Source organism: Pseudoduganella chitinolytica, from assembly GCF_029028125.1.
GTDB lineage: Bacteria > Pseudomonadota > Gammaproteobacteria > Burkholderiales > Burkholderiaceae_D > Rugamonas > Rugamonas chitinolytica.
This window is the reverse complement of the sequence record NZ_CP119083.1, coordinates 3080032-3104404: the sequence shown is the minus strand read 5'-3', so window position 1 is coordinate 3104404 and position 24373 is coordinate 3080032. Positions and strand designations below refer to the sequence as shown.

Below are 24373 nucleotides of genomic sequence, written 5' to 3'. Positions count from 1 at the left end.
TCAGCGTTCCACCGGCAGGTTCGCGAGAAACGCGTGGATCTGCGACACCACCTGGGCGCCTTCGCCGACGCCGGCCGCGACCCGCTTGGTGGAGCCGGCGCGCACGTCGCCAATGGCGAACACGCCCGGCACGCTCGTCTCCAGCGCCGCGCGCACCGGCCGGTCGTCCTGGGTGGTGCCCTGTTCGAAGCTGGCGCGGCACTGCGCCTTCGTCACGTCGTGACCGGTGCGGATGAAACCCTGCGCGTCGACGTCCACGCCGCAGTCGCCCAGCCAGTCCGTGTTCGGATCGGCGCCGATAAACAGGAACACGCGGCAGACGTCGCGGTCTTTTTCCTCGTGGGTCTGGTTGTCGCGCAGGCGGACCTGCTTCAGGCCGTCGTCATCCCCCTCCAGCGCCACGATCTCCGTGTGGGTGTGCAGCTCGATGTTCGGTGTCGCCTTGATGCGCTCGATCAGGTAGGTCGACATGGTCGCCTTCAGGCCTGCGCCGCGGATCACCACGTGGACTTTCTTCGCGTGTCCGGACAGGAACACGGCCGCCTGGCCCGCCGAATTGCCGCCGCCGATCAGGATGATCTCCTCGCTGCGGCACAGGTTGGCCTCGATGCGCGAAGCCCAGTAGTAGATGCCGCGGCCCTCGAACTGCCGGATGTTCGCCAGCGACGGGCGACGGTAGCGCGCGCCGCATGACAGCACGACGGTGCGGCCCTGCACGCAGCTGCCGTCCGCCAGTTGCACCCGCAGCGGATACGTGTCGCACACCAGCCGTGCCGCCACGGCGGGAATCGCCACCTCGACGCCGAACTTCTGCGCCTGCACGTAGGCGCGGCCGGCCAGCGCGCCGCCCGAGATCCCGGTCGGGAAGCCCAGGTAGTTCTCGATGCGGGCACTGGCGGCCGCCTGGCCGCCGTAGGCACGCTGCTCCAGCGCCAGCACCGACAGGCCTTCCGAGCCTGCGTACACGGAGGTCGCCAGGCCGGCCGGGCCGGCACCCACGACGATGACGTCCCACACCCTGGCCGGGTCCAGCTCCGGCAGCATGCCCAGGCAGCGGCCGATGTCGGCGTTGGACGGGTTTTTCCTGACGCTGCCGTCGGGGCAGACCACCAGCGGCCAGTCGTCGGCCGTGGGCTGGTAGTAGTCGCACAGGGTGCGCGCCTGGGCGTCCTCCTGCGGGTCGAGGATCGTGTGCGGGTGCGCGTTACCGGTCAGGAAACTCTGCAGCTGGAACAGCCGGGGATGGCCGTGCGGGGCGACCAGCACGGGACCGCCGGAGCCTACCTCCAGCAGGTTCACGCGGCGCAGGATCAGCGCGCGCACGATGCGTTCGCCCAGCTCGGCCTCGGCAATGACGAGCGCACGCAGGTTCTCCGGCGCGATCACGAGGGCCTCCACTTCGCCCACGGCGGTGGCATTGACCAGCGATGGCCGGCCCGCCAGCTGCGACACCTCCGCCGTGAATTCGCCCGGGCCGTGCTCCGTGATGAACGCTGAATTGCCCAGGCCATCGTAGCGGTTGATGGCGATCCGGCCTGCAAGCACGACGACCATGCCGAACGTCGTGTGGCCCGCTTCCAGGATGCGCACGCCGTTGTGGTACGTGCGCACGCTGCCGAAGCGGTGCAGGCGCCGGATCTCCGCCTCCGTCAGGCGCGGGAAGATCTGGTGGCGACGCGTTTCGATGGTGGCGCCGATGGCGGGGACTTCGTCTTCCTTGCTGGCTTCGGGAACGAACTGGGTGGGCGTGAGCGTCATGTTGGCCATTGCGGGTCCGTGAAAGGGGTGCGTGCGCACTGCAAGTCTACCCGATGGTCGGTGCCGCCTGGGCGAATCGGCGCGCCGCTCTCCCGCAAGGCAGATGCACGACTGGCCCCGCGCGTGCCAGCGGGCGGCGAATACGCTATCCTCGTGCCAGCACGACAAGGAGACAACGAGGAGACGACATGGCGGGACTGGCAATCAGGGGCGTGCAGAAACGGTTCGGCGAGCAGCAGATCCTGCATGGGATCGACCTCGATATCGCCGACGGCGAATTCATCGTGTTTGTCGGCCCGTCCGGCTGCGGCAAGTCGACGTTGCTGCGCACGATCTGCGGGCTGGAGGAACCGGACGCCGGCACCGTCGCCATCGGCGGGCGCGACATGACGCACGTGGAACCGGCCAAGCGCGGCATCGCGATGGTGTTCCAGAGCTACGCGCTGTATCCCCACATGACCGTCTACGACAATATGGCGTTCGGGTTGAAGCTGGCCGGCATGCCGGCCGCGCAGATCCGCGAGAAGGTGCAGCAGGCCGCCGCGAGCCTGCGCATCGAAGCGCTGCTGCAGCGGAAGCCGAAGGAGCTGTCCGGCGGCCAGCGCCAGCGCGTGGCGATCGGCCGTGCCATCGTGCGCCAGCCGCAGGTGTTCCTGTTCGACGAGCCCCTGTCGAACCTGGACGCCGCGCTGCGGGTGCAAATGCGCATCGAACTGAAGAACCTGCACCGCAGCCTGCAAAGCACGATGATCTACGTGACGCACGACCAGGTCGAGGCGATGACGCTGGCGGACCGCATCGTGGTGCTGCGCGGCGGGAAAGTGGAGCAGGTGGGCGCGCCGCTGGAGCTGTACAACCGGCCCGGCAACCTGTTCGTCGCCGGCTTCATGGGCTCGCCGGCGATGAATTTCGTGGCCGGCACCGTGCGCGGCGCCGGCGTCGAGGCGGCGGGCGTGCACCTGGCCGTGGCCGACGTGACTGGCCTGGCCGACGGCGCGCCCGTCACGCTGGGCCTGCGCGCCGAGCACGTGCGGCTCGGCGCCGCGGAAAGCGGCGATGGCATTCCCGTGCGCGTCCAGGCCACCGAGCTGCTGGGCGACTTCAGCTACGTCTACCTGCAGCCGGACCATGGCGGCGACCAGCTGGTCGCCCGCGCGGACGCCGACGCCAACTGGCAACCGGGCCAGCGCGCCACGATCACGGCCGACGCCAGCCGCTGGCACGTCTTCGACGCCGACGGCAACGCCCGCCGCCCCAATCGCTGAGCCCGTGTCCACCTTGGGGTTACACCCCGACAAAGACACGAACTCGACCGTATCAACAGCCGGGCCCGTGTCCCACCTTGGGGTCAGGCACCGCGGTGGGACACGAGCTCGACAGTAGGCAGGCAATGCCGCACAATGCCTGGATGACCACACTGACCCTCCGCGCCGCCACGGCCGCCGACCTGACTGCTTTCTTTCCCTACCTTGCCGACCAACTGACCGAGAACGGCGTCGACGGCATGCCGTTGTTCCAGCCGATGCCGCGTGGCCAGTGCAGCGTGCCGCCCGGCCGTATCGAAGCCTTCACCAACGGCCTGGCGACACCGCTGACGGCGCCGGGCTGGCGCCGCCTGTGGCTGGCCTTCGACGGCGCCGCCATCCGCGGCCACATCGACCTGCGCGCGCGCGCCGAGGCCGAGTCGGCCCACCGTGCGCTGCTGGGCATGGGCGTGCACCGCGACGCCCGCCGCCTGGGCCTGGGCATGGCGCTGCTGGACACCGCGATCGACTGGGCCGTCGCGCACGGGCCGCTGGACTGGATCGACCTGGAGGTGCTGAGCGTGAACGCGCCGGCGCGTGCCCTGTACCGCAAGCGCGGCTTCGTGCAGACCGGCGAAATCGCCGATCTGCTGCGCATCGACGGCGAACAGCACGGCTATGCGTACATGTCGCTGGCATTGCGGCCGCAAGCATCCGGCGTCCAGTCGGATTAGAATGGTTGTTTTGGTACAGAAAAAAGCTGAGCGCATGACTTACAAGACCATCGCCGACACGATCGGCAACACCCCGCTGGTGCAACTGGTGCGCCTGCCGGGCGCCGACGCGGCCGCGCGCAACAACGTCATCCTGGGCAAGCTGGAGGGCGACAATCCGGCCGGCTCCGTCAAGGACCGCGCCGCGATGTCGATGCTGCGCCGCGCCGAGGAGCGCGGCGACATCAAGCCGGGCGACACGCTGATCGAAGCCACCAGCGGCAACACGGGCATCGCGCTGGCGATGGCCGCCGCCATCCGCGGCTACAAGATGGTGCTGCTGATGCCGGAAAACCTGTCCGAGGAGCGGCGCCAGAGCATGGCGGCCTATGGCGCGCAGATCGTGCTGACGCCGAAGACGGGCGGCATGGAATACGCGCGCGACCTGGCCGAGCAGATGCAGAAGGACGGCAAGGGCATCATCCTCGACCAGTTCGCCAACGCCGACAACCCGCGCGCGCATTACGAGAGCACGGGACCGGAGATCTGGCGCGACACGGCAGGCCGCATCACGCACTTCGTCAGCGCGATGGGCACGACCGGCACCATCATGGGCGTCTCGCAGTACCTGAAGGAACAGAACGAGGGCATCCGCATCATCGGCGCGCAGCCGGAAGAGGGCTCCTCGATTCCCGGCATCCGCAAGTGGCCGGAAGCGTACCTGCCGAAGATCTTCGACAAGGCCCGCGTGGACCAGATCGAATCCGTGTCGCAGGCCGCGGCGGAACGCATGGCACGCCGGCTGGCGGCGGAAGAGGGCATCTTCTGCGGCATCTCGGCGGCAGGCGCCTGCGAGATCGCGCTGCGCATCTCCCAGACCGTGGAGAACGCCACGATCGTGTTCATCGTGTGCGACCGGGGTGACCGGTATCTGTCGACGGGGGTCTTCCCCGCGTAAGCGTTGGGGCAGAAAGCGGTCTCCATTCACCGGTTGATCGAAGCGAACAATCGGGGACAGCCTCCCAACAATCGAACAATCGAACAATCGGGGACAGCCTCCAATTCCCGCGCTGCCGGAAATCGGAGGCTGTCCCCAATTTTTCGGCTAAGAAACAGCCGAACAATCGGGGACAGCCTCCAAAAGCCCATCGTCGCGGATGCCGCGGGCAATAAAAAAGCGCGCCCATGGCGCGCTGTTCACGACGGCAAACGCACCGCGCAACGCCTGCCCGCATGGGGAAGACGCCAGCGCTGGCGCGGCATCAGCCGTTGTTGTTGCTGTTATTGGTGCTGCTCTGTGGCGTTTCGCCTTCTTTTGGCTTGAACTGCTTGTCGCTGATGCGGAACTTGTTGCGGCGGTCGCCCATCAGGTAACGCAGGTCGCGGATCGACAGGTCGCTGACTTCGTGCATGCGGATCAGCAGCGAAGCGCCGACCGGCAGGCGGTGGTGGCGAATCTTGCTGATGACCGGTGGCGCCACTTCCAGCGCGCGCGACAGGGCCGCGTCGTTCTTCAGGCGCAGGTTTTCGATCAGCGTGTCCAGCAGGCGATTGGGGTTGTACTGCAGCAGATCGTCGCCTTCCGAATCGTTGTTCATATCAATACCGACTTGATTTGTCATGATACGTCTGTTCCTTCTGTAAAGTTGTTCTGCAAAGTGAAACACTCGGAGCTCAAGCTGCGCTTCAGGGCCACGTCCAGGCCGTACGCAAGGCTGCGCGCGGCGTGTCCAGGACCCCTATGTTCTCCCTTCACTGAGGAACGATACGCGGATTCCGGGATAACAAGGTTTCATAATATATACACAATTGTACAACATTCCGCAATATTTTACTCACGAGCAATAGAAAATTATCCATTCTCCAGCTCGCCGTTGTCCTATCGCAACAATGTGTGAGAATTCTACCTGAATTTTTGTGGTAGATAAACGCACAATAGGGCTCTAGAGCGTACGCGGCTTTGTCAATCGTACAATTTTAAGTGTAATATAAAACTTACCACTACTGCTGCACTAAATGCAACAGTCGTGCAGTTTCCCACAAACATTACATTCTTGCAAGCAACATCGTCAGGTATTTACGCTTCGTTACGTTTGCGAACGTCACGACCCGGTGCGGGTGATACGGACGGCGCGGCCCAGTTCTACCACGGACATCGCATAGAAGTAGCTGCGGTTGTACTGCGTGATTGAGAAGAAATTGTTGCTTGCGACCCAGTATTCAGTCGGCTCCGAGCCGTTCTGAAGGTCCACCAATCCATAAAGCATGCCTGGCGGTAAGGTCGATGTGGTGACGACTCCTGCCCCCGTCAAGTCTTCCGGGCGCACTTTTGCTTCCAGGCCAAGGTTCAGGTATTGCTCCCAGGCCCGGCTGGGCGACACGGTGGCGTGATGCACGATGGGGCCCGGCTGGTCGCGGTTCCAGCCATGCCCGACGAGGAAGGCGGCTACGCTGCCGATCGCATCGGCCGCCGAGTTCCTGAGGTCGATACGGCCGTCGCCGTCGAAATCGACGCCGTACTTAACGATATTGCTGGGCATAAACTGAGGCATGCCGACGGCGCCCGCAAACGAGCCCTGCAGCGAGAGCGGATCGATGCCGGTCTGGCGCGCGTACAGCAGCGTGGCTACCAGCTCGTCGCGGAAGAACGCCATGCGGGCATCCCGGTTCGGTGCGACAGGGTAGGCGAATGCCAAGGTCGTCAACGTGTCGACCACGCGGAACCGGCCCGTATCGCGGCCGTAGATGGTTTCCACGCCGATAATGCCAACCAAAATCTCGGCCGGCACGCCGTACAACGCTTCCGCGCGGGCCAGCGTTTCCGCGTTGTCGTTCCAGAAGCGCACGCCCGCGTTGATGCGGATCGGTTCGATGAAGCGGCTGCTGTACACCGTCCAGTTCTTCGGCTTGCCCGGCGGTGCCGGCTTGACGAGCTGCACGACGGAATCGAGGTAGCGCACGTTCGACAGCAGCGATGCCAGTTCGGTGCGGCTGAAGCCATGCTTGGTGACCAGCTCGTCGACAAACGCCTGGACCTCCTTCCACTGGCCGAAGTTGACGAATTCGCCCGTGTAGTAGTCGCTGGCCACTGCCGCGGCAGCCTTTTTCGCCGGCTTGGCCTTGGCTTTCTTGACTGGCTTGTGGGGGGCCGCAAACACCTCGGGCGGGCACAGGCTCGTGGCGGCCACGAGGGCTGACAACAGCAGGGTAACGAGGGGCTTGGTAGGGGATCGCTTGGGAAATGTCATTGGAAAATCGGGATCAGCGCAATAGTGAGGCCAGCCTGGCGGCCGACCGGGTTCGTTCATCGTCGTCGAGTGCGCGATAACGGAGCGCACTATAGAGTTCCAGAAATTCCGCGTACGCGGCCTTCCGCTCTTCCGGCAGCGGCAGCGCCCGCACCCTCGATGCCAGGCTGTGCGGGCCTTCGCCAGGGACGGGCACGATACCGAAGTCCGCCAGCTGACGGCACAGTCGGCCATATGCCGCCTGCACGGGATCGGCCCGGCGTGCCTGACGCAGGCGCCACCAGCCCCAGGCCAGCACACCCAGCAGCGCCGCCGCTGCGGGCGTGCGCCAGGTGCCGACCTTGTCCCATAGTTCCGCAAGGAAAGTTTGCTGCCGTTCGGGATTGTAATCCAGGACCCATTGGTTCCAAGCATTATTCATCGCATTGAATTGAAAACGCAGGCGCGAAAGCCACGAATCCTTATCGTTCTGCAAAGCGATCAGGCCGGAGAAGCCGAACGGCGCCTGCTGCGGCAAGGCGCGCGCCAGGCTGCCATTGACGCGCTCGGGCGCCACCGCGGCCGTCGGGTCGATGCGGCGCCAGCCCTGGCCGGCGATCCAGACCTCGGCCCAGGCATGGGCGTCCGACTGGCGTACCGTGACGTAACCGTCGACGGGATTGAATTCGCCGCCCTGGTAGCCCGTGACGACCCGCGCCGGTACACCGGCCGCGCGCATCAGGAAGACGAACGAGCCGGCAAAGTGTTCGCAGAAGCCCTGGCGGGTGCGGAACAGGAACTCGTCGACGCTGTCGCGGCCCAGCAGCGCCGGTTCCAGCGTGTATTCGAAGCGCCGCGCCCGCAGCGCCTGCAGGACGGCATGCACGATCTCCAGCGTGCCGCCGCGGTCCGCCGCCGCCGCCGCGCGCAGCCGGGCGCCCAGCTCCAGCGTCAACGGGTTGAACCCGGGCGGCAGTTGCAGCCACTTGCCTGTCAGGGCCGGGTCCAGGTCGGCCTGCAGCGTGTACTCGCTGTGGGCGGTGGCACGATAACGGACGCGTTGCTGCAGCGGGCGCAGCGTGTAGGTTTCCAGCTCGTCGGACGTGGCCACGCGCTGGCCCGCCAACGCCAGGTCCGGCCGGGTCAGCTCCAGGGTGAAGAGGTAGCGCCGCTCGCTGGGTTCCATCGTGACCTCGTGGCGGATCGCCTGCCCGCCCAGGCGCATCGTCAGGCCGTCGCGGGTCTGGTCCGGCGTGCGGAACGGCGTGCCGCCGATCCGGCTCCACGTGCGGCCGTCGTAGTTGCTGAGCACGACGCCACGCCAGTACAGCCGGTTCTGCGCCGGCGCGGGGTCGAGGAAGCGGACGCGGAACGCCACTTCCTCGGACAGCGCCAGATTTGTCATCGACCCCGGCGCCATCGTGTCCGAGATGCCCGTGCGCGCCGAGCGCGCGTCGCCCGGCAGGCCCCACAGCGGCCCCTGGATGCGTGGGAAGCCGATGAACAGCAGCGCCGCCAGCGGCGTGGCCAGCAGGGCGATCTTGCCCGCCATCCGCACGCGCCGGGTCAGCGGCGGTACGGCACCCGTGTACTGGAACGTCAGCTGCGCCGTCAGCAGCACCACCAGCGTGATGGCCATGCCGAAGGCGGTGAGCATCGTCTGCGAATAGAAGAAATTCGTCAGCAGCAGGAAGAAGCTGAGGAACAGCACGACAAACAGGTCGCGCCGCGCGTGCATCTCCAGCAGCTTGAACGCCAGCAGCAGTGCCAGCATGGCAACGCCGGGATCGCGGCCCAGCAGGGTGCGGTACGAGTACCATACGCCGGCCATCGCCAGCAACGCAATCGGCAGCAGCAGCCAGACGGGCGGCAGGCGGCGCCCGCGCAACGTCAGCAGTGCGCGCCAGAACAGCGTGACGCATACGGTGGCGCTGGTCCACAGCGGCAGGTGGGCGAAATGCGGCGCGATCACGAGCAGGGCGGCCACGACCAGCAGCAGCGTATCGGCCTTGTCGCGCGTGAGGACGGGCTGGCGCATCATTGAACCCAACATCAGGACACCTCGTCGCCATACAGCGCCAGCGCGCGCAGGCAGGCGGCGCGGTGCGCATCGCCCAGTGCGGCCGGGTAGTGGTGGTGGCCCAGCCGGAAAGCATACGGCAGCGCGCGCGCTTCCGCCTCAAGCACCCAGCGCGTCATGCGCGCCAGCCGGGCCTCCAGGTCCAGCCGCGGCGGCAGTTCGGCGAAGTCCAGCAGCAGTTCTGCCACGGCGCCGCCGTCGAAATGCTTGGTGACGAGCTGGCCGCCGTCCTGCGGGTGCAGCCGCGCGATCTGGCGCCAGGCCAGGTGGCGCATCGGGTCGCCCGGCTGGTAGCTGCGGATGCCGGCAAAGTTGTCCAGCCCGACGGCGCCATGGCCCTCGGCGCTGGCGTCCCCGCGCGAGGGCAGCGGTGGGGCGTCCCGCTCGGGGAACGGGTAGACCAGCACGCGCAGGTCCGGCTGCCAGTTGCTCCACGCCCCGAACAGGCCGAGCGGAAAGCGGGTCGTCAGCCGCACGGGCGGCGCCGCCAGCCAGCCGCGCCGCACCGCCGGCACGGACAGCACGACGGCCGTGCTGGCGCCGGCCGTTACGTCCACCACGTGCGGCGGTTGCGTGCGCCACGGCGTGCCGGGCGGATGGAAGCCGACGCGGAGGGCGCAGCGGTCCGCCTTGCCGTCGTTGTGCAGGTGCAGTTCGAACTGCGCTTCCTCGCCCGCATACACGGGCTGCGCGCGGCCGGTGGCCAGGCGCAGGCCGGCCAGGTTGCGCACCGTCAGCACCATGTCGACGACCGCGCAGGAGCCGGCAAAGAACGTCAGCGCGAAGCCCAGGCCCAGCGTGTAGTTGATGGCGCCGATCAGCATCAGCACGAGAAGCGCCGTGTAGGCCACGCCCGCGCGGCTGGGCAGCACGTAGACGCGCCGCATCGTCAGCACGGTCGCGGCGCTGCGTTCCGGCTTGCGCAGGGCCGGCCGTGCCATGGCTACAGCGGCACGGACTGCTGCAATTGCAGCACCAGGTCGCGGCTGGCCAGGGCGACGCCATGCGCCGATTTCACTGGCCGCAACCGGTGCGCGCAGACCGGCACCAGGACCGCCTGTACGTCCTCGGGCAGCACGTGGTCGCGCCCCTCCAGCGCGGCCCAGGCGCGCGCGGCCTGCACCAGCGCCAGCGCGGCGCGCGGCGACAGCCCTTCGGCAAACGCGCCGTTCTGGCGCGACGCCTGCGCCAGCGCCTGCACGTAGTCGATCAGCGCGGCCGACGTGTGGATCCGGCGCAGGCCCTGCTGCGCCGCCGCCAGCTCGGCAGGCGTCATGGCGGCCGGCAGGGTTTTCAGCAGCGCACGGCGGTCCTCGCCCAGCAGCAGGGCGCGTTCGGCGGCCGGGTCGGGGTAGCCCAGCGAGAGGCACATCAGGAAGCGGTCCAGCTGCGATTCGGGCAGCGGGAACGTGCCCACCTGGTGCGTGGGGTTCTGCGTGGCGATGACGAAGAACGGCTCGGGCAGCGGCCGCGTGACGCCGTCGGCGCTGACCTGGCGTTCCTCCATGGCTTCCAGCAGGCCCGATTGCGTCTTCGGCGTGGCGCGGTTGATCTCGTCGGCCAGCAGCACCTGCGTGAAGATGGGGCCCGGGTGGAACACGAAGCCGTTCTTCTCGCGCTCGTAGATCGAGATGCCCGCCACGTCCGCCGGCAGCAGGTCGCTGGTGAACTGGATGCGGTTGAAGCGCAGCCCCAGCGCGATGGCCAGCGCATGCGACAGCGTGGTCTTGCCGACACCCGGCACGTCCTCCAGCAGCAGGTGGCCGCCGGCCAGCAGGCAGGTCAGGGCCTGGCGGATCTGCAGGTCCTTGCCGACGATGACGGTACCCACCTGGCGCGCGACGGCGTGCAATTTTGCATACATGGTGTCTGATATAGTGGTGCCTGTGATGCAGGGGATTCTACCCTGCGCGATTGACCATGCGGTATGGAAACGAGCGGGAACAGACCACAGCACACATGACCACAGCCATCTACAGCCATCCCGATTGCCAGCGTCACGAAATGGGGCAGTGGCATCCCGAATCGCCCGCGCGGCTGCAGGCCATCGCCGACCAGCTGATCAACTCCCACATCGACGACCTGCTGGAGCACCGCGAGGCGCCGCTGGCCGACCTGGCCGCCATCGCCCGCAACCACTCCCCGAACGCCATCGCCATCGTCAGGACCGCGCCGCACGAGGGCGACGAGTACTACCCGATCGACGGCGACACGTCGCTGAACCGGCACAGCTGGCAGGCCGCGTTGCGCGCCGCCGGCGCGGCGGTGGCCGCCACCGATGCCGTCATCGATGGCGAAATCGACAACGCGTTCTGTTCCGTGCGTCCGCCCGGCCATCACGCGCGGCCGTCGGCGCCGATGGGTTTTTGCCTGTTCAACAACGTCGCCATCGCGGCCCGCCATGCGCTCGATGGGCGCGGCCTGAAGCGCGTGGCCATCGTCGACTTCGATGTCCACCATGGCAACGGCACCGAGGAAGCGTTCCGCGACGAGCGCCGCGTGCTGATGGCCAGCTTCTTCCAGCACCCTTACTACCCATACGTGGACGCGTTGCCGGTGACGCCCAACCGCATCAACGTGCCGGTGCCGGCATACACGAAGGGCGACGTGGTGCGCCAGCTGGTGCTGGACAAATGGCTGCCGGCGCTGCACGCGTTCAAGCCGGAGATGCTGTTCATCTCGGCCGGCTTCGATGCCCACCGCGAGGACGACCTGGGCGGCATGGGATTGGTGGAAGCGGATTATGCGTGGATGACGGAGCAGCTGATGGCGGTAGCGAGGAAGCATGCGAAGGGACGCATCGTCAGCTGCCTGGAGGGTGGCTACAATCTGTCGGCGCTGGGGCGCAGCGTGGTGGCGCACGTCAAGGCGCTGGCCGAAATTTGAATGTCTGGCACCGGCTAGCTAGCGTAGTCGAATTCGACCACCGCATCGTCGCTCCAGCCGCCATCGGCCAGCGGCGGCGTGAAGCGGCGGTTACGCTGGCGGTTGACGGGCAGCGCCTCGCGCCGCGCCCCTTCGCGCAGCCAGGCCGCCCGCAGCGGCTGCGGCGCCTCGAAGCCCGTATGCGCCAGCGGCGAATGGCACGGGCCGCCGGAAGCTTCCAACGCGCCGCGCGCCTGCGGCGTCAGCGCCTCGCGGTCGATCGCCCACTGCACCGCGCATTGCAGGCGCAGGTCGCCCAGCCGCCGTGCGTTGGCCGGCACGCCAGGGCTGCGTACGTCCGGCCGCCAGCGGTACGAATCGCGTTTCTTGTTCAGCACCAGTTCGGCGCGGTCCGCCAGCGCGGCCTGGCTGCGCGGCAGCACGAAGCCGCCGTCGGCCGCCAGCGCGACGGGCAGGCTGACGGTGTCGCCGCTGATCGTCAGGGTCAGTCCCTCCAGCGATTCGCCCGGCGCGGCGGGGCGCAACAGGAAGCGTAGCCCGGCCTGCGGGGCATGCGCCCGTTCCCGGTCAAAGGCATCCAGGCCCTTGACCATCGTGCGGTAGGCTTTCAGCTCCGGGTCGCGGATACCTGCCACTTCGACAACGGGAGAAGCGGCGGCGAAGACATGGACGGCAAGCAGGGCAAGGGCGAATTTCATGGCAGGGATGATGACGGGCAAGCGGCTATGGTACCAGCGACTTGCTGCCAAGAAAATAGGCGGCACGCCACAGTCCCGGTAAAATAGCGGATTGTTCCAACGATTCTGAAGGCAAGAGCATGGCTATCCAATGGTTCCCCGGGCATATGAACGCCGCCAAGAAAAAGGCGGCGGAACAGATGGCGGACGTCGACGTCGTCATCGAGGTGGTCGATGCCCGCCTGCCCGCGGCCAGCTGCAACCCGCTGGTGGAGGAGCTGCGCAAGTTCCGCTCCAAGCCATGCCTGAAGATCCTCAACAAGATCGACCTGGCCGACCCGGAGGCGACGGCGGCGTGGGTGCGCCACTTCGAGCAGGACAGCAGCGTCACGGCCTACGCGATGACGACCAAGAAACCGGCGGACGTGGCCAAGGTCATCGACAAGGCGCGCGCGCTGGCGCCGCACCGGGGCGTGGCCACCAAGCCCTTGCGCATGATGATCATGGGGATCCCGAACGTCGGCAAGTCCACCCTGATGAACGCGCTGCTCAAGCGCCGCGTCGCCAAGGTGGGCGACGAACCGGCCGTCACCAAGACGCAGCAGAAGATCTACCTCGACATGAACACGGCCATCATCGACACGCCGGGCCTGCTGTGGCCGAAGATCGAGATGCCCAGCGACGGGCTGGCGCTGGCGGCCAGCCACGCCATCGGGGCCAATGCGCTGATCGAGGAAGAGGTGGCGACGTGGCTGGCGGAAGAACTGCTGCGCCGCTACCCGCAGCTGCTGCAGGCGCGCTACGGCTACAAGGACGTGGCCAGCATGGACGGCATCGCCGTCGTGGAAGGGCTGGCGCAGAAGCGCGGCTACCGCATCCGCGGCGGCGACTGGGATTTCGAAAAGGCGTCGCACATGCTGCTGCAGGACTACCGCAGCGGCGCACTGGGCCGCATCTCGCTGGAGACACCGGAAACGCGCGCCGCCGCGCTGGCGCTGTTCCAGGAACAGGAACGGCTGAAGGCGGAAAAGACGGCGCAGAAGGCCGCCGAGAAGGAAGCGGAGCGGATGCGGGGCAAACGGGGGACGTGATCCGCTGGGTCTGTGCTCCGCTGGGGTCTGTCCCCGGTAAGTGGCGGCCATCGCGCTTGCCGTTGACTTGTCGAGGGGACTGACCCCGGTTTTTATCGGCGGCTTCGAACGGACGTTATCCGTGCTCTTGACCGGAGCGATAAAAACCGGGGTCAGTCCCCTGATGCAGCCGCAGGCCAGATCCGGTGCGACCACTTACCGGGGACAGACCCCAAAGCGGAGCGGATGCGGGGCAAACGGGGGACGTGATCCGCTGGGTCTGTGCTCCGCTGGGGTCTGTCCCCGGTAAGTGGCGGCCATCGCGCTTGCCGTTGACTTGTCGAGGGGACTGACCCCGGGTTTTATCGGCGGCTTCGAACGGACGTTATCCGTGCTCTCGACCGGAGCGATAAAAACCGGGGTCAGTCCCCTGGCGAAGCCCCAGGCGAGCGCTGGCGCGAACGCTTACCGGGGACAGACCCCAGGGCCGAGAAGGAAGCGGAGCGGATGCGCGGCAAGCGGGGGACGTGATCCGCTGGGGTCTGTGCTCCGCTGGGGTCTGTCCCCGGTAAGTGGCAGCCATCGCGCTTGCCGTTGACGCGTCGAGGGGACTGACCCCGGTTTTTATCGGCGGCTTCGAACGGACGTTATCCTTGCTCTCGACCGGGGCAATTAAAACCGGGGTCAGTCCCCTGGTGAAGCCCCAGGCGAGCGCTGGCGCGACCACTTACCGGGGACAGACCCCCTGCTACCCGAACTTGAAGCTGGACACCGCCAGCGCCCCGAAAAACGCTTCCTCGTGATACACCTCGGTGGCGGCATCTTCTTCCGCCGCGCCCAGCGCCACCATCAGCGGCAACAGGTGCTCCTCGCGCGGGTGGGCCTGGCGCGCCGCCGGGGCGCGCTCCCAGTCCAGCAGCGCCTGCGTGCGCTGCGCCGGCGGCAACGCCATCGCCGCGCGCAACCAGCGGTCGAACGCATGCGAAGCGGCCGCGCCGGCAGCGTTGAACGCGCGCAGGTTGTGGTAACTGAGGCCGCTGCCGACGATCAGTACCCCTTCCTTGCGCAGCGCTGCCAGCGCACGTCCGGCCGCCAGGTGCGATGCGGGATCAAGGCCATGGCGCAGCGACAGTTGCACGATTGGCACGTCCGCCTGCGGGAACACGGGATACAGCGCGGAAAAGGTGCCGTGGTCGAAGCCGCGCGCATCGTCCAGCACGGCCGGCAGGTCGGCCGCCTGCAGCAATGCGCGCGCACGCGCAGCCAGCGCGGGGGCGCCCGGCGCGTCGTAACGGATCTCGTACGTGTGCGGCGGGAAGCCGCCGTAGTCGTAGATCATCGGCGGGCGCGCGCCGGACGAGATCATGAAGTCGCGGCCCTCCCAGTGCGCGGTGACGGCCAGCACGGCGCGCGGCTTGCCGGCGATCTGGCGCGGGATGTCGCGCAGCGAGGCGTCGAGCGCGTCGTAGGCGGTGCCGAACTGGTCGCGCAGCCACGGCCACGGGCCGCCGCCGTGCGACAGGAAATAAGTGGGCAACAGGTCCATGCGGTGCTCCAATGCAGTCAGGGTCACCACCGACTATAGGGCCGGGCGGCGCCTGCCGCAACGGCCAAAATCTCGATACTGACGTTCGACCTGATTGATCGATGCATCAACCCTGAGCGGCCACCCGCACCAGCGCGAACAGGCGCGCCGCCCGCATCCAGCCGATGACCAGGGCGATCAGCTCCGTCAGCAGCAACGCTCCCAGGAAAGGCACCGCGCTGGCGGGCGTCACCTGCAGCCGCGCCAGCGCCAGCAGGGCGGCCAGCAGCAGGCCGGCCACCGTCAGCACGGCGTAGCAGCCCAGCACCGCGCCCGGACGCCGTGCCAGCAGTTGCAGGCCGCGCCACCATCCCGCCACCGCCGAGGTGCGGCGGCGATCGATCGCCAGGGCGGCGCGGCCGGCATCGAGCGTCAGGTTGACGAACAGCACCAGCAGCGCGCACGCCAGGCCGGCCGCCACGGTTGCCAGCCGCGCATCCTCGTACAGGATGACGGTGCGGCTGTATTCCTGCGCCCAGTCCAGCAGGGCAGTGCCGGCGACAACGGCCGCGCCCAGCGGCAGGGCGGCCCAGCACAGCATGCGCAGCATGCGCGGATACTCCGCCAGCGCGCCCGCCAGCAAGGGCTTCGTGAGCAGGCGCCCGGGCGCGCGCGCGGCCGTCACGACGGCACCCGAGAACAGCGGCGACAGCGCCAGCATCAGCAGCAGTGCGCCCAGTCCCGCCGTGCCGATCGCCGCGCCCTGGCGTCCCAGCACGGTGGCCAGGTCGCCCAGGGCCACCATGTCCAGTGCGCGGGCCAGTGCCGGTGCCTGGGTCGAGTAGTCGAGCTGGCCCGCCAGCAGGCTGTAGACGGGCAGCGCCAGCAGCAGCGTGGGCAGCAGTACGCACGCGGCCCACAGCAGCAGCAGGCGCCATTGCAGCGCGGCGCGGGCAGGAGAGAGGATCATCGTCATCATACGGTTGCCAGCAGCGCCAGGAGGGTTTGCACGATCGTGCCGAAATCGAAGGTCCAGCGCCGCGTGGCGCTGGCGTCGGCCTGCAGCGTGCGGCCGTCATCGAGCTTGTTCGCATCGAGCAGGTGCTGGCGCGCCGGGTCCAGCTGCGCCGACACGGCCTGCACCGGCTTGACCCATTCGAAGCGCTGCCAGCGTTCCTGCCCCTGCCAGCGCACCGTCTCGCGGCTGCCGTCGGCAAACGTGACGACGAGCGTCTGCGGCACGGCGGCGCCGCGCCGGCGCAGCACCACTGCCGTACGATAGGGGAAGGGGCCGGTGCCGGGACGAGCGTCCGGATGGGCCTTGCGCCAGCGCGCGCGCGCCGCCTCGGCCGCTTCGTCCGCCGCCTCGAGCGTGATGTTGACTTCCCTGCCGCCCACGCTGCCGTAGCCCGGCTGCGGCAGCATCTCGTCGCTGGTGAAGTCGGCGATGCGGTCGTCCACCGGCTGTGCCCCGTAGACCTGCAGCTCGAACACCGCGTCCACCAGCGCGGCCTGGCCGCTGGCCTCGGCCAGCGTGGCATGCAGGTCGGCGATGCTGGGATGGCGGAACTTCCAGCGCTGGTAATACGTGCGCATGGCGCGTTCCATCACGTCCTTGCCCAGTTGTGCCTCCAGGTCACGCAGCATCACGGCCGTGCGGCCGTATACGGGACCGACGCCTTCCAGCCGCGCCCACGCGTTCTCGCCCAGCGGGTCGGCCGGCTCGTCCAGCGCCAGGCTGGCCCGCTCGTTCTCGAACACGTCGAACGCCGGGGCGAAGCCCAGGCGGCGCAGCAGCGATGTCGTCGCATGCAGCTTCTGGCCGCGCTCGTGCAGCATGCGCTGGCCCCAGAACTCGTTCAGGCCTTCGTCCAGCATCGGTTCCTCGAACTCGTTGCTGGCGAGGATGCCCTGGAAGTAACCGTGACCGAATTCGTGGATCGTGACGAAGTCCAGCTCCATTGCGCCCAGCGTGCCGGGCGCCGGGTCGGCCACGCTGTCGGCCGTGAAGAACGTGGGGTACTCCATGCCGCTGGCCTCGCGGCCGTTGTACGGCGGGATCACGGCCGTCACGGTGCGGTAGGGGTAGGGGCCCAGCGTGCGACTGAAAAAGTCCAGCCCATCGAGCATGGCCCGCAGTACCGGCGCCGCATTCGAGCGGTATTCGGGCGGGAACAGCACGGTGACCTCGACGGGGTGCGGGCCGCCGCGCCAGGTGGCGCGCAGCGGCGGCGCCGTGCGCCTGTCTGCCGTCCAGGCGAAATCGTGCACGTCGCCCTGCACGTAGCGATGCGTGACGAGGCCGTCCTTCTCGACCGGCTTGCCTTGCAACTGCCCCGTCGCGCCCACTGTGTAGCCCTTGGGGACGGTCAGGCGCACGTCGTAATGGCCGAAGTCGGCGTAGTACTCCGATTCGGCGTGGTACTCGTGCACGTTCCAGCGCACGGTCGTGGCGCCCCGTTCGCCCGGCAGCTCCAGCACGCCGATCTTGGGGAACCACTGCGCCACCAGGTGGAACGTGTCGAAGTAGCCGGTGCGCACCGTCACGCGCGGCAGCTGGTCGAAGAAGGCGATGTCGAGCGTCGTCGTGCCGCCCGGCGCGACCGGCTCGGGCAGGTCGAAGCGCACGACGGTGCGGTCGGTGGCGGGGCCGCCATCGGGCTGCACGTAGCGCCATGGCACCGCGCGAGCACCCTGGCGCACCGAGCGCAGCTCCGTGTACCCGTATTTTTCCGCGCCGGCATCCAGGCCGGAGCGGAACGACTCGCCGCCGTTGCGTTCCTCCGTATAGAACGTGCTGTCCTCGTTGCGGTGCGCGTTCAGGTACAGGTGCAGGTAGACGCTGCGGATGGGCAGAGCGCTGCGGTTGCGCCACGTGAGCTGCTGGCGCGCCTCGATCGTGTGGCGCACCGGGTCCAGCGTGGCCTCGATGCGGTAGTTGGCGACCCGGTCCGACAAGGTCGGCTCGGCGCCCGTGCGTGGCCCGCCCCAGGCTGTCGGCGCGCTGGGCGTGCGCACGGCGGCCGCGTGGGCGGGGGCAAACGGGATCTCGGGGACGGTCGGTGCGGCCACGGGGACGACCTGGGCCAGCCCGAGCGACGTGGCAAGGACGGCCAATGCGGCCACGGCTAGGAGGGGCAGACGACGGAACGGCATGATGCTCCTGTCGGGAAAGGGATGCAGGAACTATAACGACAGCCGTGCCGGATTCGCAACGCATTTGTGGACCGGGTCGGCAGGGGAAGGCGCGGCACGGGCTTAGGGCGGGCTTAATTTCGCGCCAGGGGTGAACCGCAAGCGCAAAAGATGGTAATCTCGCGGCGTTTACACCCGGGCCACCGGCCCTGTTCACGCAACCAGACAAGAAGGAAGATCATGCGTTTTCTGCGCCTCATGCTTGCCGCCACCGCACTGCTGGCCTTTACCGCCACGTCCCATGCCGCCGAACCCGGCTACACGACGCTGGCCCAGCCTGTCCGCACCGACAGCGGCAAGAAGGTCGAAGTCATCGAGTTCTTCATGTACACCTGCCCGCATTGCAACGTGCTCGATCCGATGCTGTCGGAGTGGGTCAAGAAGCAGGGCGACAAGATCTCGTTCCGCCGCCTGCACTTCCCGGCCGGCGGCGACAAGGACCCGCTGGCGCATGCCTACATCACGCTGGAGGCCATGGGCCAGGTAGAGCAGTTCCACACGAAATTCTTCAACGCCATCCACGTGCAGCGTGACCGCATCTACCGCAGCGACGAGCAGGTCACCGACTTCCTCGTCAAGAACGGCATCGACAAGGCCAAGTACCAGCAGTTCTTCAATTCGTTTGCCGTGCAGACGAAACTGAAACGCCTGCCGGCCACGATCGGCAGCTACAAGATCGAGTCGGCGCCGACGATCGTCGTGGACGGCCGCTACGTGACGTCGCCAAGCCTGGCGGGCGCGCCCGGCATGCCGGAACTGCAGGCGGGCAAGCAGACGCTGGCCGTGCTGGACCAGCTGGTGGCCAAGGCCGCGGCCGAGAAGAAATAAGGCAGGAGCTCCAGCATGACCGACCGCGAAAAAAACATCATGCAAGCGTACGACGCGCTGGCGCCGGACGAGAAGAAGCTGTTCAGCGTCAGCAACGTCAATCACCTGGCGTGGAGCCTCGTGATCGTGCTGGTGCTGCTCTTGGGCTGGTTCGCAGCGGCCCTCGTCAACGCGGAGAACCAGCGTCATGCCCTCATGACCAGGCAGTGCCAGGATCGCGTGTTCAAGGAGGAAGTCGACAAGACGTGCCTCTTGAACGTGCGCTCGCGCGAGCACTGGTGGCAGCACGTGTCGTATGCGTTGAGTCACCTTTCGCCGTCCCGGTAAGCCGGCCGGCCCCAACGAAAAGCCCGCAGCGATGCGGGCTTTTTTCATGGTGCTCGCGGCCACGGCCGGCTGTTTCAACGCAGGCATGCCAGGCAATTAACGGTGTTGCTCAGGCGCATCGTAAGCTTGTCCACTTGCTCATCAATTCGAAATTTCCCTCGCCTTGTTAAATTCCTGTGAGCAATACTCACGCATTCTCACACTGAACGAACAAACGCGGGGTAAATCGTGAAATTACGAACAAAAATGCTGGCAGCCTTCGGCGCCGTGCTAGTGGTATTCATCGTCGCCATCTCGACCGCGCTGGTCGGCATGCGCAGCGCCAAGGACAGCTTCAACACCTTCATCGACCGCGACCAGGCCTTCCTCAGCGTCAGCGATGCCTTGTATGCCCAGGGCCTGCAGATGGGACAGGCGCTGCGCAACATCATCCTGTCGCCGCAGAACGAGCAGGGCTACAAGAACCTGGCGACGGCGCGCAAGGACTTCCGCGCGGCGCTGGAGAAGGCCGAGCAGCTGTCGGTGGGCGACGCGGCGGCGGCCAAGGCCCTGGCCGACATCAAGGACCTGCATGCGCGCCAGAGCGAGCTGCAGGACGCGATCGTCAAGCTGGCCGTGCCTGACCAGCCCAACGCCATCGCCACCTTGAATGCGAAGGAAACGCCGATATGGCGCAAGATCCGCGGCACCATCCTGGAGCTGCGCAAGTCGAAGGAGGCCAATGTCGCCAATGCCAAGGCCGACCTGGCCGCGCGCACGGGCGCCATCGAGACGTACAGCATCGCTTTCGCGACGACGGCCGTGCTGATCGCCGTCGGCGTGGCGCTGGCGATCACCCGGTCGATCATGCGCCAGCTGGGCGGCGAGCCGGCCTATGCGGCGTCCATCGCCGCATCGATCGCCGCGGGCGACCTGTCCGTGCAGATCGCGCGGGAGCGGGCCGACGACGACAGCCTGCTGGCTGCGATGGCGTCGATGCGCGACAGCCTGTCGGGCCTCGTGCAGCAGGTGCGCTCGGGCACAGACGTCATCGAGACGGCATCGGCGGAAATCGCGGCAGGCAACATGGACCTGTCGACCCGCACGGAGGAGCAGGCCAGCTCGCTGGAAGAAACGGCGGCGGCGATGGAGGAGTTGACGTCCACCGTGGGCCTGAACACGGAGAACGTGCGCCAGGCGAACGCGCTGGCCAATACGGCTTCCGAAGTGGCCGTCAAGGGCGGCCAGGTGGTGGCCGAAGTGGTCGGCTGCATGGATTCGATCAGCGATGCCGCGCGCCGCATCGTCAACATCATCGGCGTCATCGACGGCATCGCGTTCCAGACCAATATCCTGGCGCTGAACGCGGCGGTGGAAGCGGCGCGCGCCGGCGAGCAGGGGCGCGGCTTTGCGGTCGTCGCGTCGGAAGTGCGCAACCTGGCCCAACGCAGCGCGTCGGCGGCCAAGGAGATCAAGGGGCTGATCGACGACTCCGTGCAGCGCGTCGACGTCGGCACGCGCCTGGTCGGCAGCGCCGGCGCGACCATGGAGGAAGTGGTCGCCAGCGTACGTCGCGTCACCGGCATCATGGGCGAGATCGCCATGGCCGGCGAGGAGCAAAGCCGCGGCATCGGCCAGGTCAACGAGGCCGTCGGCCAGATGGACGAGGCCACCCAGCGCAATGCCGCGCTGGTCGAGGAGGTGACGGCGGCCGCCGACTCGATGGCCGCGCAGGCCAAGAACCTGGCGGCGGTCGTCAGCACGTTCCGGCTGGCGTAAGGCGCCATCCCGGTCAGGGCGTCAAGGCGTTACCGGCCTTCGTGGGCGAGATACGCAAACGCCAGTGCGGCGCAGAGCATGGGTGCGCTGGCGGTAATGGCCAGCCAGAGCCGATAGGAACGCACGTAGCCGGCGGCGATACCGCCGGCCAGGTAGCCCGCCAGCGCCGCGCCGCCCAGCAGGAAGGGCAGCAGCAGCGCCAGCGCCTGGCCCAACGCCGCACCGGCATAGCCCGACGGTGTTGGACCGAGGAGGTCGAACAGCAGCACCAGCGCGCATGCCGCGACGACCTCGCCGATGCCGATGGCGATGCCGTGTACGCTGGCACGCCCGATGCCGGGAACCTGGCGGTGGGACATAGGGTTGGCCCGTGAATGAAAAGCGCATCATAACCGCCGGGCTCGGTTCCGCAAAACCCGCGGTGCCGCTAAGTTAAGGATCATCCCAGCGCGCCACCGATATAGCACCCCCGCAGCGGAGGGCCGGGGTCAGACGGTAATGCCGCTAAGCTAAGAACCTTAAGCAACCCCTACGGCGGAGGGCCGGGGTCAGACCCGGCGGGTCTGACCCCAGTTCCTGGTCCTGGGTTGCAAGAAAAGCCAGCGGCTCGCTGACCGAAACGCCTTAGCTTGGCGGCATTAGGTAACCATCAGCTGCACTGACTGCAGCTGCGCGCTGCTGGGGCCCACGTGGAGCGTGAAGCTGCCCGGCTCGACGACCCGTTGCATGTCCACGTTGTAGAACCACAGGTGTTCGGGCCGGATGTCGAACACCAGCGTGCGCTGCTCGCCGGGTTCCAGCGTCACGCGCTGGAACCCCTTCAACTCCAGCACCGGGCGGGTGACGGACGAGATGTCGTCGCGGATGTACAGCTGCACCACCTCGTCGCCCCGCGCCCGGCCCACGTTCGCCACGTCCACTTCCACCTGCGTCGATCCGCCCGCCTTGATCGAGGAGCGCTTCAGCCGCGGCGCCGAGACGTCGAACTTCGTATAACTCAAGCCAAAGCCGAACGGGTACAGCGGCTTCGTGCTGCCGTCGATGTAGCCGCGCCGTGCCGACGGCTTGTGGTTGTAGAAGATCGGCAGTTGCCCCACGTCGCGCGCGATCGACACGGGCAATTTTCCGCCCGGGTTGGCGCGGCCGAACAGCAGGTCGGCCGCGGCATGGCCCGTCTCCTGGCCCAGGTACCAGCCCTCGACCAGCGCATCGGCGCGCTGGGCCAGCAGGTTGACGGACAGCGGCCGGCCGTTCAGCAGGAACACGACGGTGGGCTTGCCCAGGTCGAGGATGGCCCGCGCCAGGTCGTTCTGCTGGCCCATCAGGTCCAGGCTGTTGCGGTCGCCCAGGTGGTTGTCGGCCCATGCCTCGCGGCTGGTCTGCTCGTTGTCGCCCAGGACCATGACGATGGTGTCGGCGTTCTTCGCCGCAGCGACCGCCTCGGCGATCAGCCGGGCGTTGACTTCCGCGGGCGTAAAGCGGATCTCGTCCTTGCCCCAGATGCGCTCCTCCGTGATGCGCACGCCTTCGCGGTAGTCGAAGGCGAAGCCCTGCGCCCTGGCCTCGGCCTGCAGCGCCTCGTGGATCGAGACCACATGGCGCGGCACGTCCGAGTAACCGCCGATGGGCGTGTCCTTCGCATGGGTGCCCAGCAGCAGCAGGCGCCCCACCTTTTTCCCGTCCAGCGGCAGCAGGCCCTTGTCGTTCTTCAGCAGCACTGCCGAGCGCACGGCGGCCTCGCGCGCCAGGGCCACGGCATCCGGCGTGGCCGTCAGGCGGTCGGCCGCCTGCGCGTCCACGTAGGGCTGCTCGAACAGGCCGGCGTTGAATTTCAGTTCCAGGATGCGGCGCACGATCGTGTCGATCTCGGCCATCTTGACCTTGTTCTCGCGCACCAGTTGCGCCAGCGCGCGGTAGCCATGGCCGTCCGGCGTCTCGATGTCCACGCCGGCCTTGACCGCATACAGCGCCGCGTCGCGCGGCGTGGCCGCCAGCTTGTGGCGCGTGACGAGTTCCTTGATGCCGAAATAGTCCGACACCATCACGCCCTTGAAACCCCACTCCTCGCGGCAGACCTTGTGCAGCAGCCAGCGGTTGGCATGCGACGGCACGCCGCCGATCTCGTTATAGGACGGCATGATGGCGGCGACGGGCGTCTCGCGCACCAGCTTCTCGAACGGCGGGAAGAACTCTTCGCGCAAAGTGCGTTCCGATACCTCGGCCGGACCGATGTTGGTGCCCGATTCTGGCTGGCCATGGCCCGTCATGTGCTTGAGCGTGGCCAGCACCTTGTCCCTGGCCAGCTTGCGCCCGGTGCCGGAAAACCCCAGCACGGCCGCCTTGCCCATCTCGCCGCACAGGAACGGATCCTCGCCGTAGGTCTCCTCGATACGGCCCCAGCGCGGCTCGCGCGCCACGTCCACCACGGGCGCCAGCGCGAAGTTGGCGCCGCGCGCGCGCATCTCGCGCGCCGCGACGGCAAATACCTTCTGCGCCAACGGCGGATCGAACGTGGAAGCCAGCGCGATCGCCTGCGGGAACGAGGTCGCGTCCTTGGCCACGTAGCCGTGCAGCGCCTCCTCGTGCATGAAGAGCGGAATACCGAGGCGGGTCTGCTCCACCGCCCACTTCTGCACCGCGTTGACGTAGGTCGCCGTCTCCAGCGCGGTTCGGTTGGCGCGCGCGCCGCTGTCGCCGGCGCCCCCAGGCTTGGCGCTGTCGGCGCTGGCCTGGCCCTGGCGATCGGACGGCCGTGCCATCATGCCCAGCCCATGCGGGTAGACCTGCCCCGCCTTGGCGGGCGAGAAATCGCCGTTGGCTTCCTCGATCAGGTTCTTCTCCTGCCACACGCAGTCCATCTGCGCGATCTTCTCTTCCAGCGTCATGCGCTTGAGGAGGTCGTCGACGCGCCGGGGTACCGGGGCGTTGGGATCCTTGTACAGCGGGCGCGTGGCGGCCAGCACCACGGTGGGGGCCGAGGCCAGGGCGGCCAGGCTGGATACGGACGCCAGGAACTGGCGCCGTGGCGGGGTAGGTTTGCTATTCATCGTGTCTCCATCTGTTTTTATGTGCACGTGCCAACAGC

Annotated in this window: 20 protein-coding genes; 8 read left to right on the top strand and 12 right to left on the bottom strand. The window is 67.6% G+C overall.

Annotation, left to right across the window (positions count from 1 at the left end; all coding sequences use genetic code 11):
* Complete coding sequence (locus PX653_RS13685) at window positions 1-1758, bottom strand: FAD-dependent oxidoreductase (RefSeq protein WP_371876476.1); 1758 nt, start codon at window positions 1756-1758, stop codon at window positions 1-3.
* Between the two features lie 188 nt (window positions 1759-1946).
* Here PX653_RS13685 and PX653_RS13680 point away from each other — a divergent pair, with 188 nt between their 5' ends.
* The 3 genes from PX653_RS13680 (at window position 1947) to cysM (ending at window position 4673) form a co-directional block, all read left to right on the top strand.
* On the top strand, window positions 1947-3023 hold the full coding sequence (locus PX653_RS13680) for an ABC transporter ATP-binding protein (protein ID WP_277418398.1): 1077 nt from the start codon (window positions 1947-1949) through the stop codon (window positions 3021-3023).
* Between the two features lie 143 nt (window positions 3024-3166).
* The gene (locus PX653_RS13675; RefSeq protein ID WP_277418397.1) at window positions 3167-3736 is read left to right on the top strand and encodes a GNAT family N-acetyltransferase; all 570 of its coding nucleotides are present in this window, start codon (window positions 3167-3169) and stop codon (window positions 3734-3736) included.
* Window positions 3737-3770: 34 nt separating this feature from the next.
* Window positions 3771-4673, top strand: coding sequence for a cysteine synthase CysM (gene cysM, locus PX653_RS13670; RefSeq protein ID WP_277418396.1), 903 nt, complete (start codon window positions 3771-3773; stop codon window positions 4671-4673).
* Between the two features lie 304 nt (window positions 4674-4977).
* Here the strand turns inward: cysM and PX653_RS13665 are convergent, their stop codons facing one another.
* The 5 genes from PX653_RS13665 to PX653_RS13645 form a co-directional block, all read right to left on the bottom strand.
* The gene (locus PX653_RS13665; protein WP_277418395.1) at window positions 4978-5313 is read right to left on the bottom strand and encodes a hypothetical protein; all 336 of its coding nucleotides are present in this window, start codon (window positions 5311-5313) and stop codon (window positions 4978-4980) included.
* A 504-nt stretch (window positions 5314-5817) separates the two neighbouring features.
* Entirely contained in the window at window positions 5818-6963 is a 1146-nt protein-coding gene (mltB, locus tag PX653_RS13660) for a lytic murein transglycosylase B (protein WP_277418394.1), read from the bottom strand.
* Window positions 6964-6976: 13 nt separating this feature from the next.
* The gene (locus PX653_RS13655; protein ID WP_277418393.1) at window positions 6977-8995 is read right to left on the bottom strand and encodes a transglutaminase TgpA family protein; all 2019 of its coding nucleotides are present in this window, start codon (window positions 8993-8995) and stop codon (window positions 6977-6979) included.
* Window positions 8995-9963 carry a DUF58 domain-containing protein gene (locus PX653_RS13650; protein WP_277418392.1) on the bottom strand — a complete coding sequence of 323 codons (969 nt, stop codon included), beginning with the start codon at window positions 9961-9963 and terminating at the stop codon, window positions 8995-8997. The genes PX653_RS13655 and PX653_RS13650 overlap by 1 nt, the downstream gene beginning before the upstream one ends.
* A 2-nt stretch (window positions 9964-9965) precedes the next feature.
* Window positions 9966-10886, bottom strand: a complete 921-nt coding sequence (locus PX653_RS13645) for an AAA family ATPase (RefSeq protein WP_277418391.1) — start codon at window positions 10884-10886, stop codon at window positions 9966-9968.
* A gap of 95 nt (window positions 10887-10981) precedes the next feature.
* Here PX653_RS13645 and PX653_RS13640 point away from each other — a divergent pair, with 95 nt between their 5' ends.
* A complete protein-coding gene (locus PX653_RS13640; protein ID WP_277418390.1) occupies window positions 10982-11908 on the top strand; it encodes a histone deacetylase family protein in 927 nt (308 codons plus the stop codon).
* A gap of 14 nt (window positions 11909-11922) precedes the next feature.
* Here the strand turns inward: PX653_RS13640 and PX653_RS13635 are convergent, their stop codons facing one another.
* Window positions 11923-12606: a hypothetical protein gene (locus PX653_RS13635; protein ID WP_277418389.1), complete on the bottom strand. Its 684-nt coding sequence runs from the start codon at window positions 12604-12606 to the stop codon at window positions 11923-11925.
* A gap of 119 nt (window positions 12607-12725) precedes the next feature.
* Here PX653_RS13635 and ylqF point away from each other — a divergent pair, with 119 nt between their 5' ends.
* Window positions 12726-13676, top strand: coding sequence for a ribosome biogenesis GTPase YlqF (gene ylqF, locus PX653_RS13630; protein WP_277418388.1), 951 nt, complete (start codon window positions 12726-12728; stop codon window positions 13674-13676).
* A 727-nt stretch (window positions 13677-14403) separates the two neighbouring features.
* On the opposite strand, the gene PX653_RS13625 is transcribed toward ylqF, so the two are convergent.
* From PX653_RS13625 to PX653_RS13615, 3 genes are all read right to left on the bottom strand, one after another.
* Window positions 14404-15201 carry a dioxygenase family protein gene (locus PX653_RS13625; RefSeq protein WP_277418387.1) on the bottom strand — a complete coding sequence of 266 codons (798 nt, stop codon included), beginning with the start codon at window positions 15199-15201 and terminating at the stop codon, window positions 14404-14406.
* Between the two features lie 106 nt (window positions 15202-15307).
* Window positions 15308-16159, bottom strand: coding sequence for a hypothetical protein (locus PX653_RS13620; protein ID WP_277418386.1), 852 nt, complete (start codon window positions 16157-16159; stop codon window positions 15308-15310).
* Window positions 16156-18336, bottom strand: a complete 2181-nt coding sequence (locus tag PX653_RS13615; protein WP_277418385.1) for a M1 family metallopeptidase — start codon at window positions 18334-18336, stop codon at window positions 16156-16158. Before PX653_RS13615 ends, PX653_RS13620 begins: the two co-directional genes overlap by 4 nt.
* A gap of 219 nt (window positions 18337-18555) precedes the next feature.
* Between PX653_RS13615 and PX653_RS13610 the strand changes: the two genes are divergently transcribed.
* The 3 genes from PX653_RS13610 (at window position 18556) to PX653_RS13600 (ending at window position 21288) form a co-directional block, all read left to right on the top strand.
* Complete coding sequence (locus PX653_RS13610) at window positions 18556-19203, top strand: thiol:disulfide interchange protein DsbA/DsbL (RefSeq protein ID WP_277418384.1); 648 nt, start codon at window positions 18556-18558, stop codon at window positions 19201-19203.
* A gap of 15 nt (window positions 19204-19218) precedes the next feature.
* Entirely contained in the window at window positions 19219-19530 is a 312-nt protein-coding gene (locus PX653_RS13605; protein WP_277418383.1) for a hypothetical protein, read from the top strand.
* A 246-nt stretch (window positions 19531-19776) separates the two neighbouring features.
* Complete coding sequence (locus tag PX653_RS13600) at window positions 19777-21288, top strand: methyl-accepting chemotaxis protein (RefSeq protein ID WP_277418382.1); 1512 nt, start codon at window positions 19777-19779, stop codon at window positions 21286-21288.
* 29 nt (window positions 21289-21317) lie between these two features.
* Here the strand turns inward: PX653_RS13600 and PX653_RS13595 are convergent, their stop codons facing one another.
* Window positions 21318-21647 (bottom strand): hypothetical protein, encoded by a 330-nt coding sequence (locus PX653_RS13595; RefSeq protein WP_277418381.1) that lies wholly within the window; start codon window positions 21645-21647, stop codon window positions 21318-21320.
* Window positions 21648-21926: 279 nt separating this feature from the next.
* On the bottom strand, window positions 21927-24335 hold the full coding sequence (locus tag PX653_RS13590) for a glycoside hydrolase family 3 N-terminal domain-containing protein (RefSeq protein ID WP_277418380.1): 2409 nt from the start codon (window positions 24333-24335) through the stop codon (window positions 21927-21929).
* Window positions 24336-24373 lie beyond the last annotated feature (38 nt).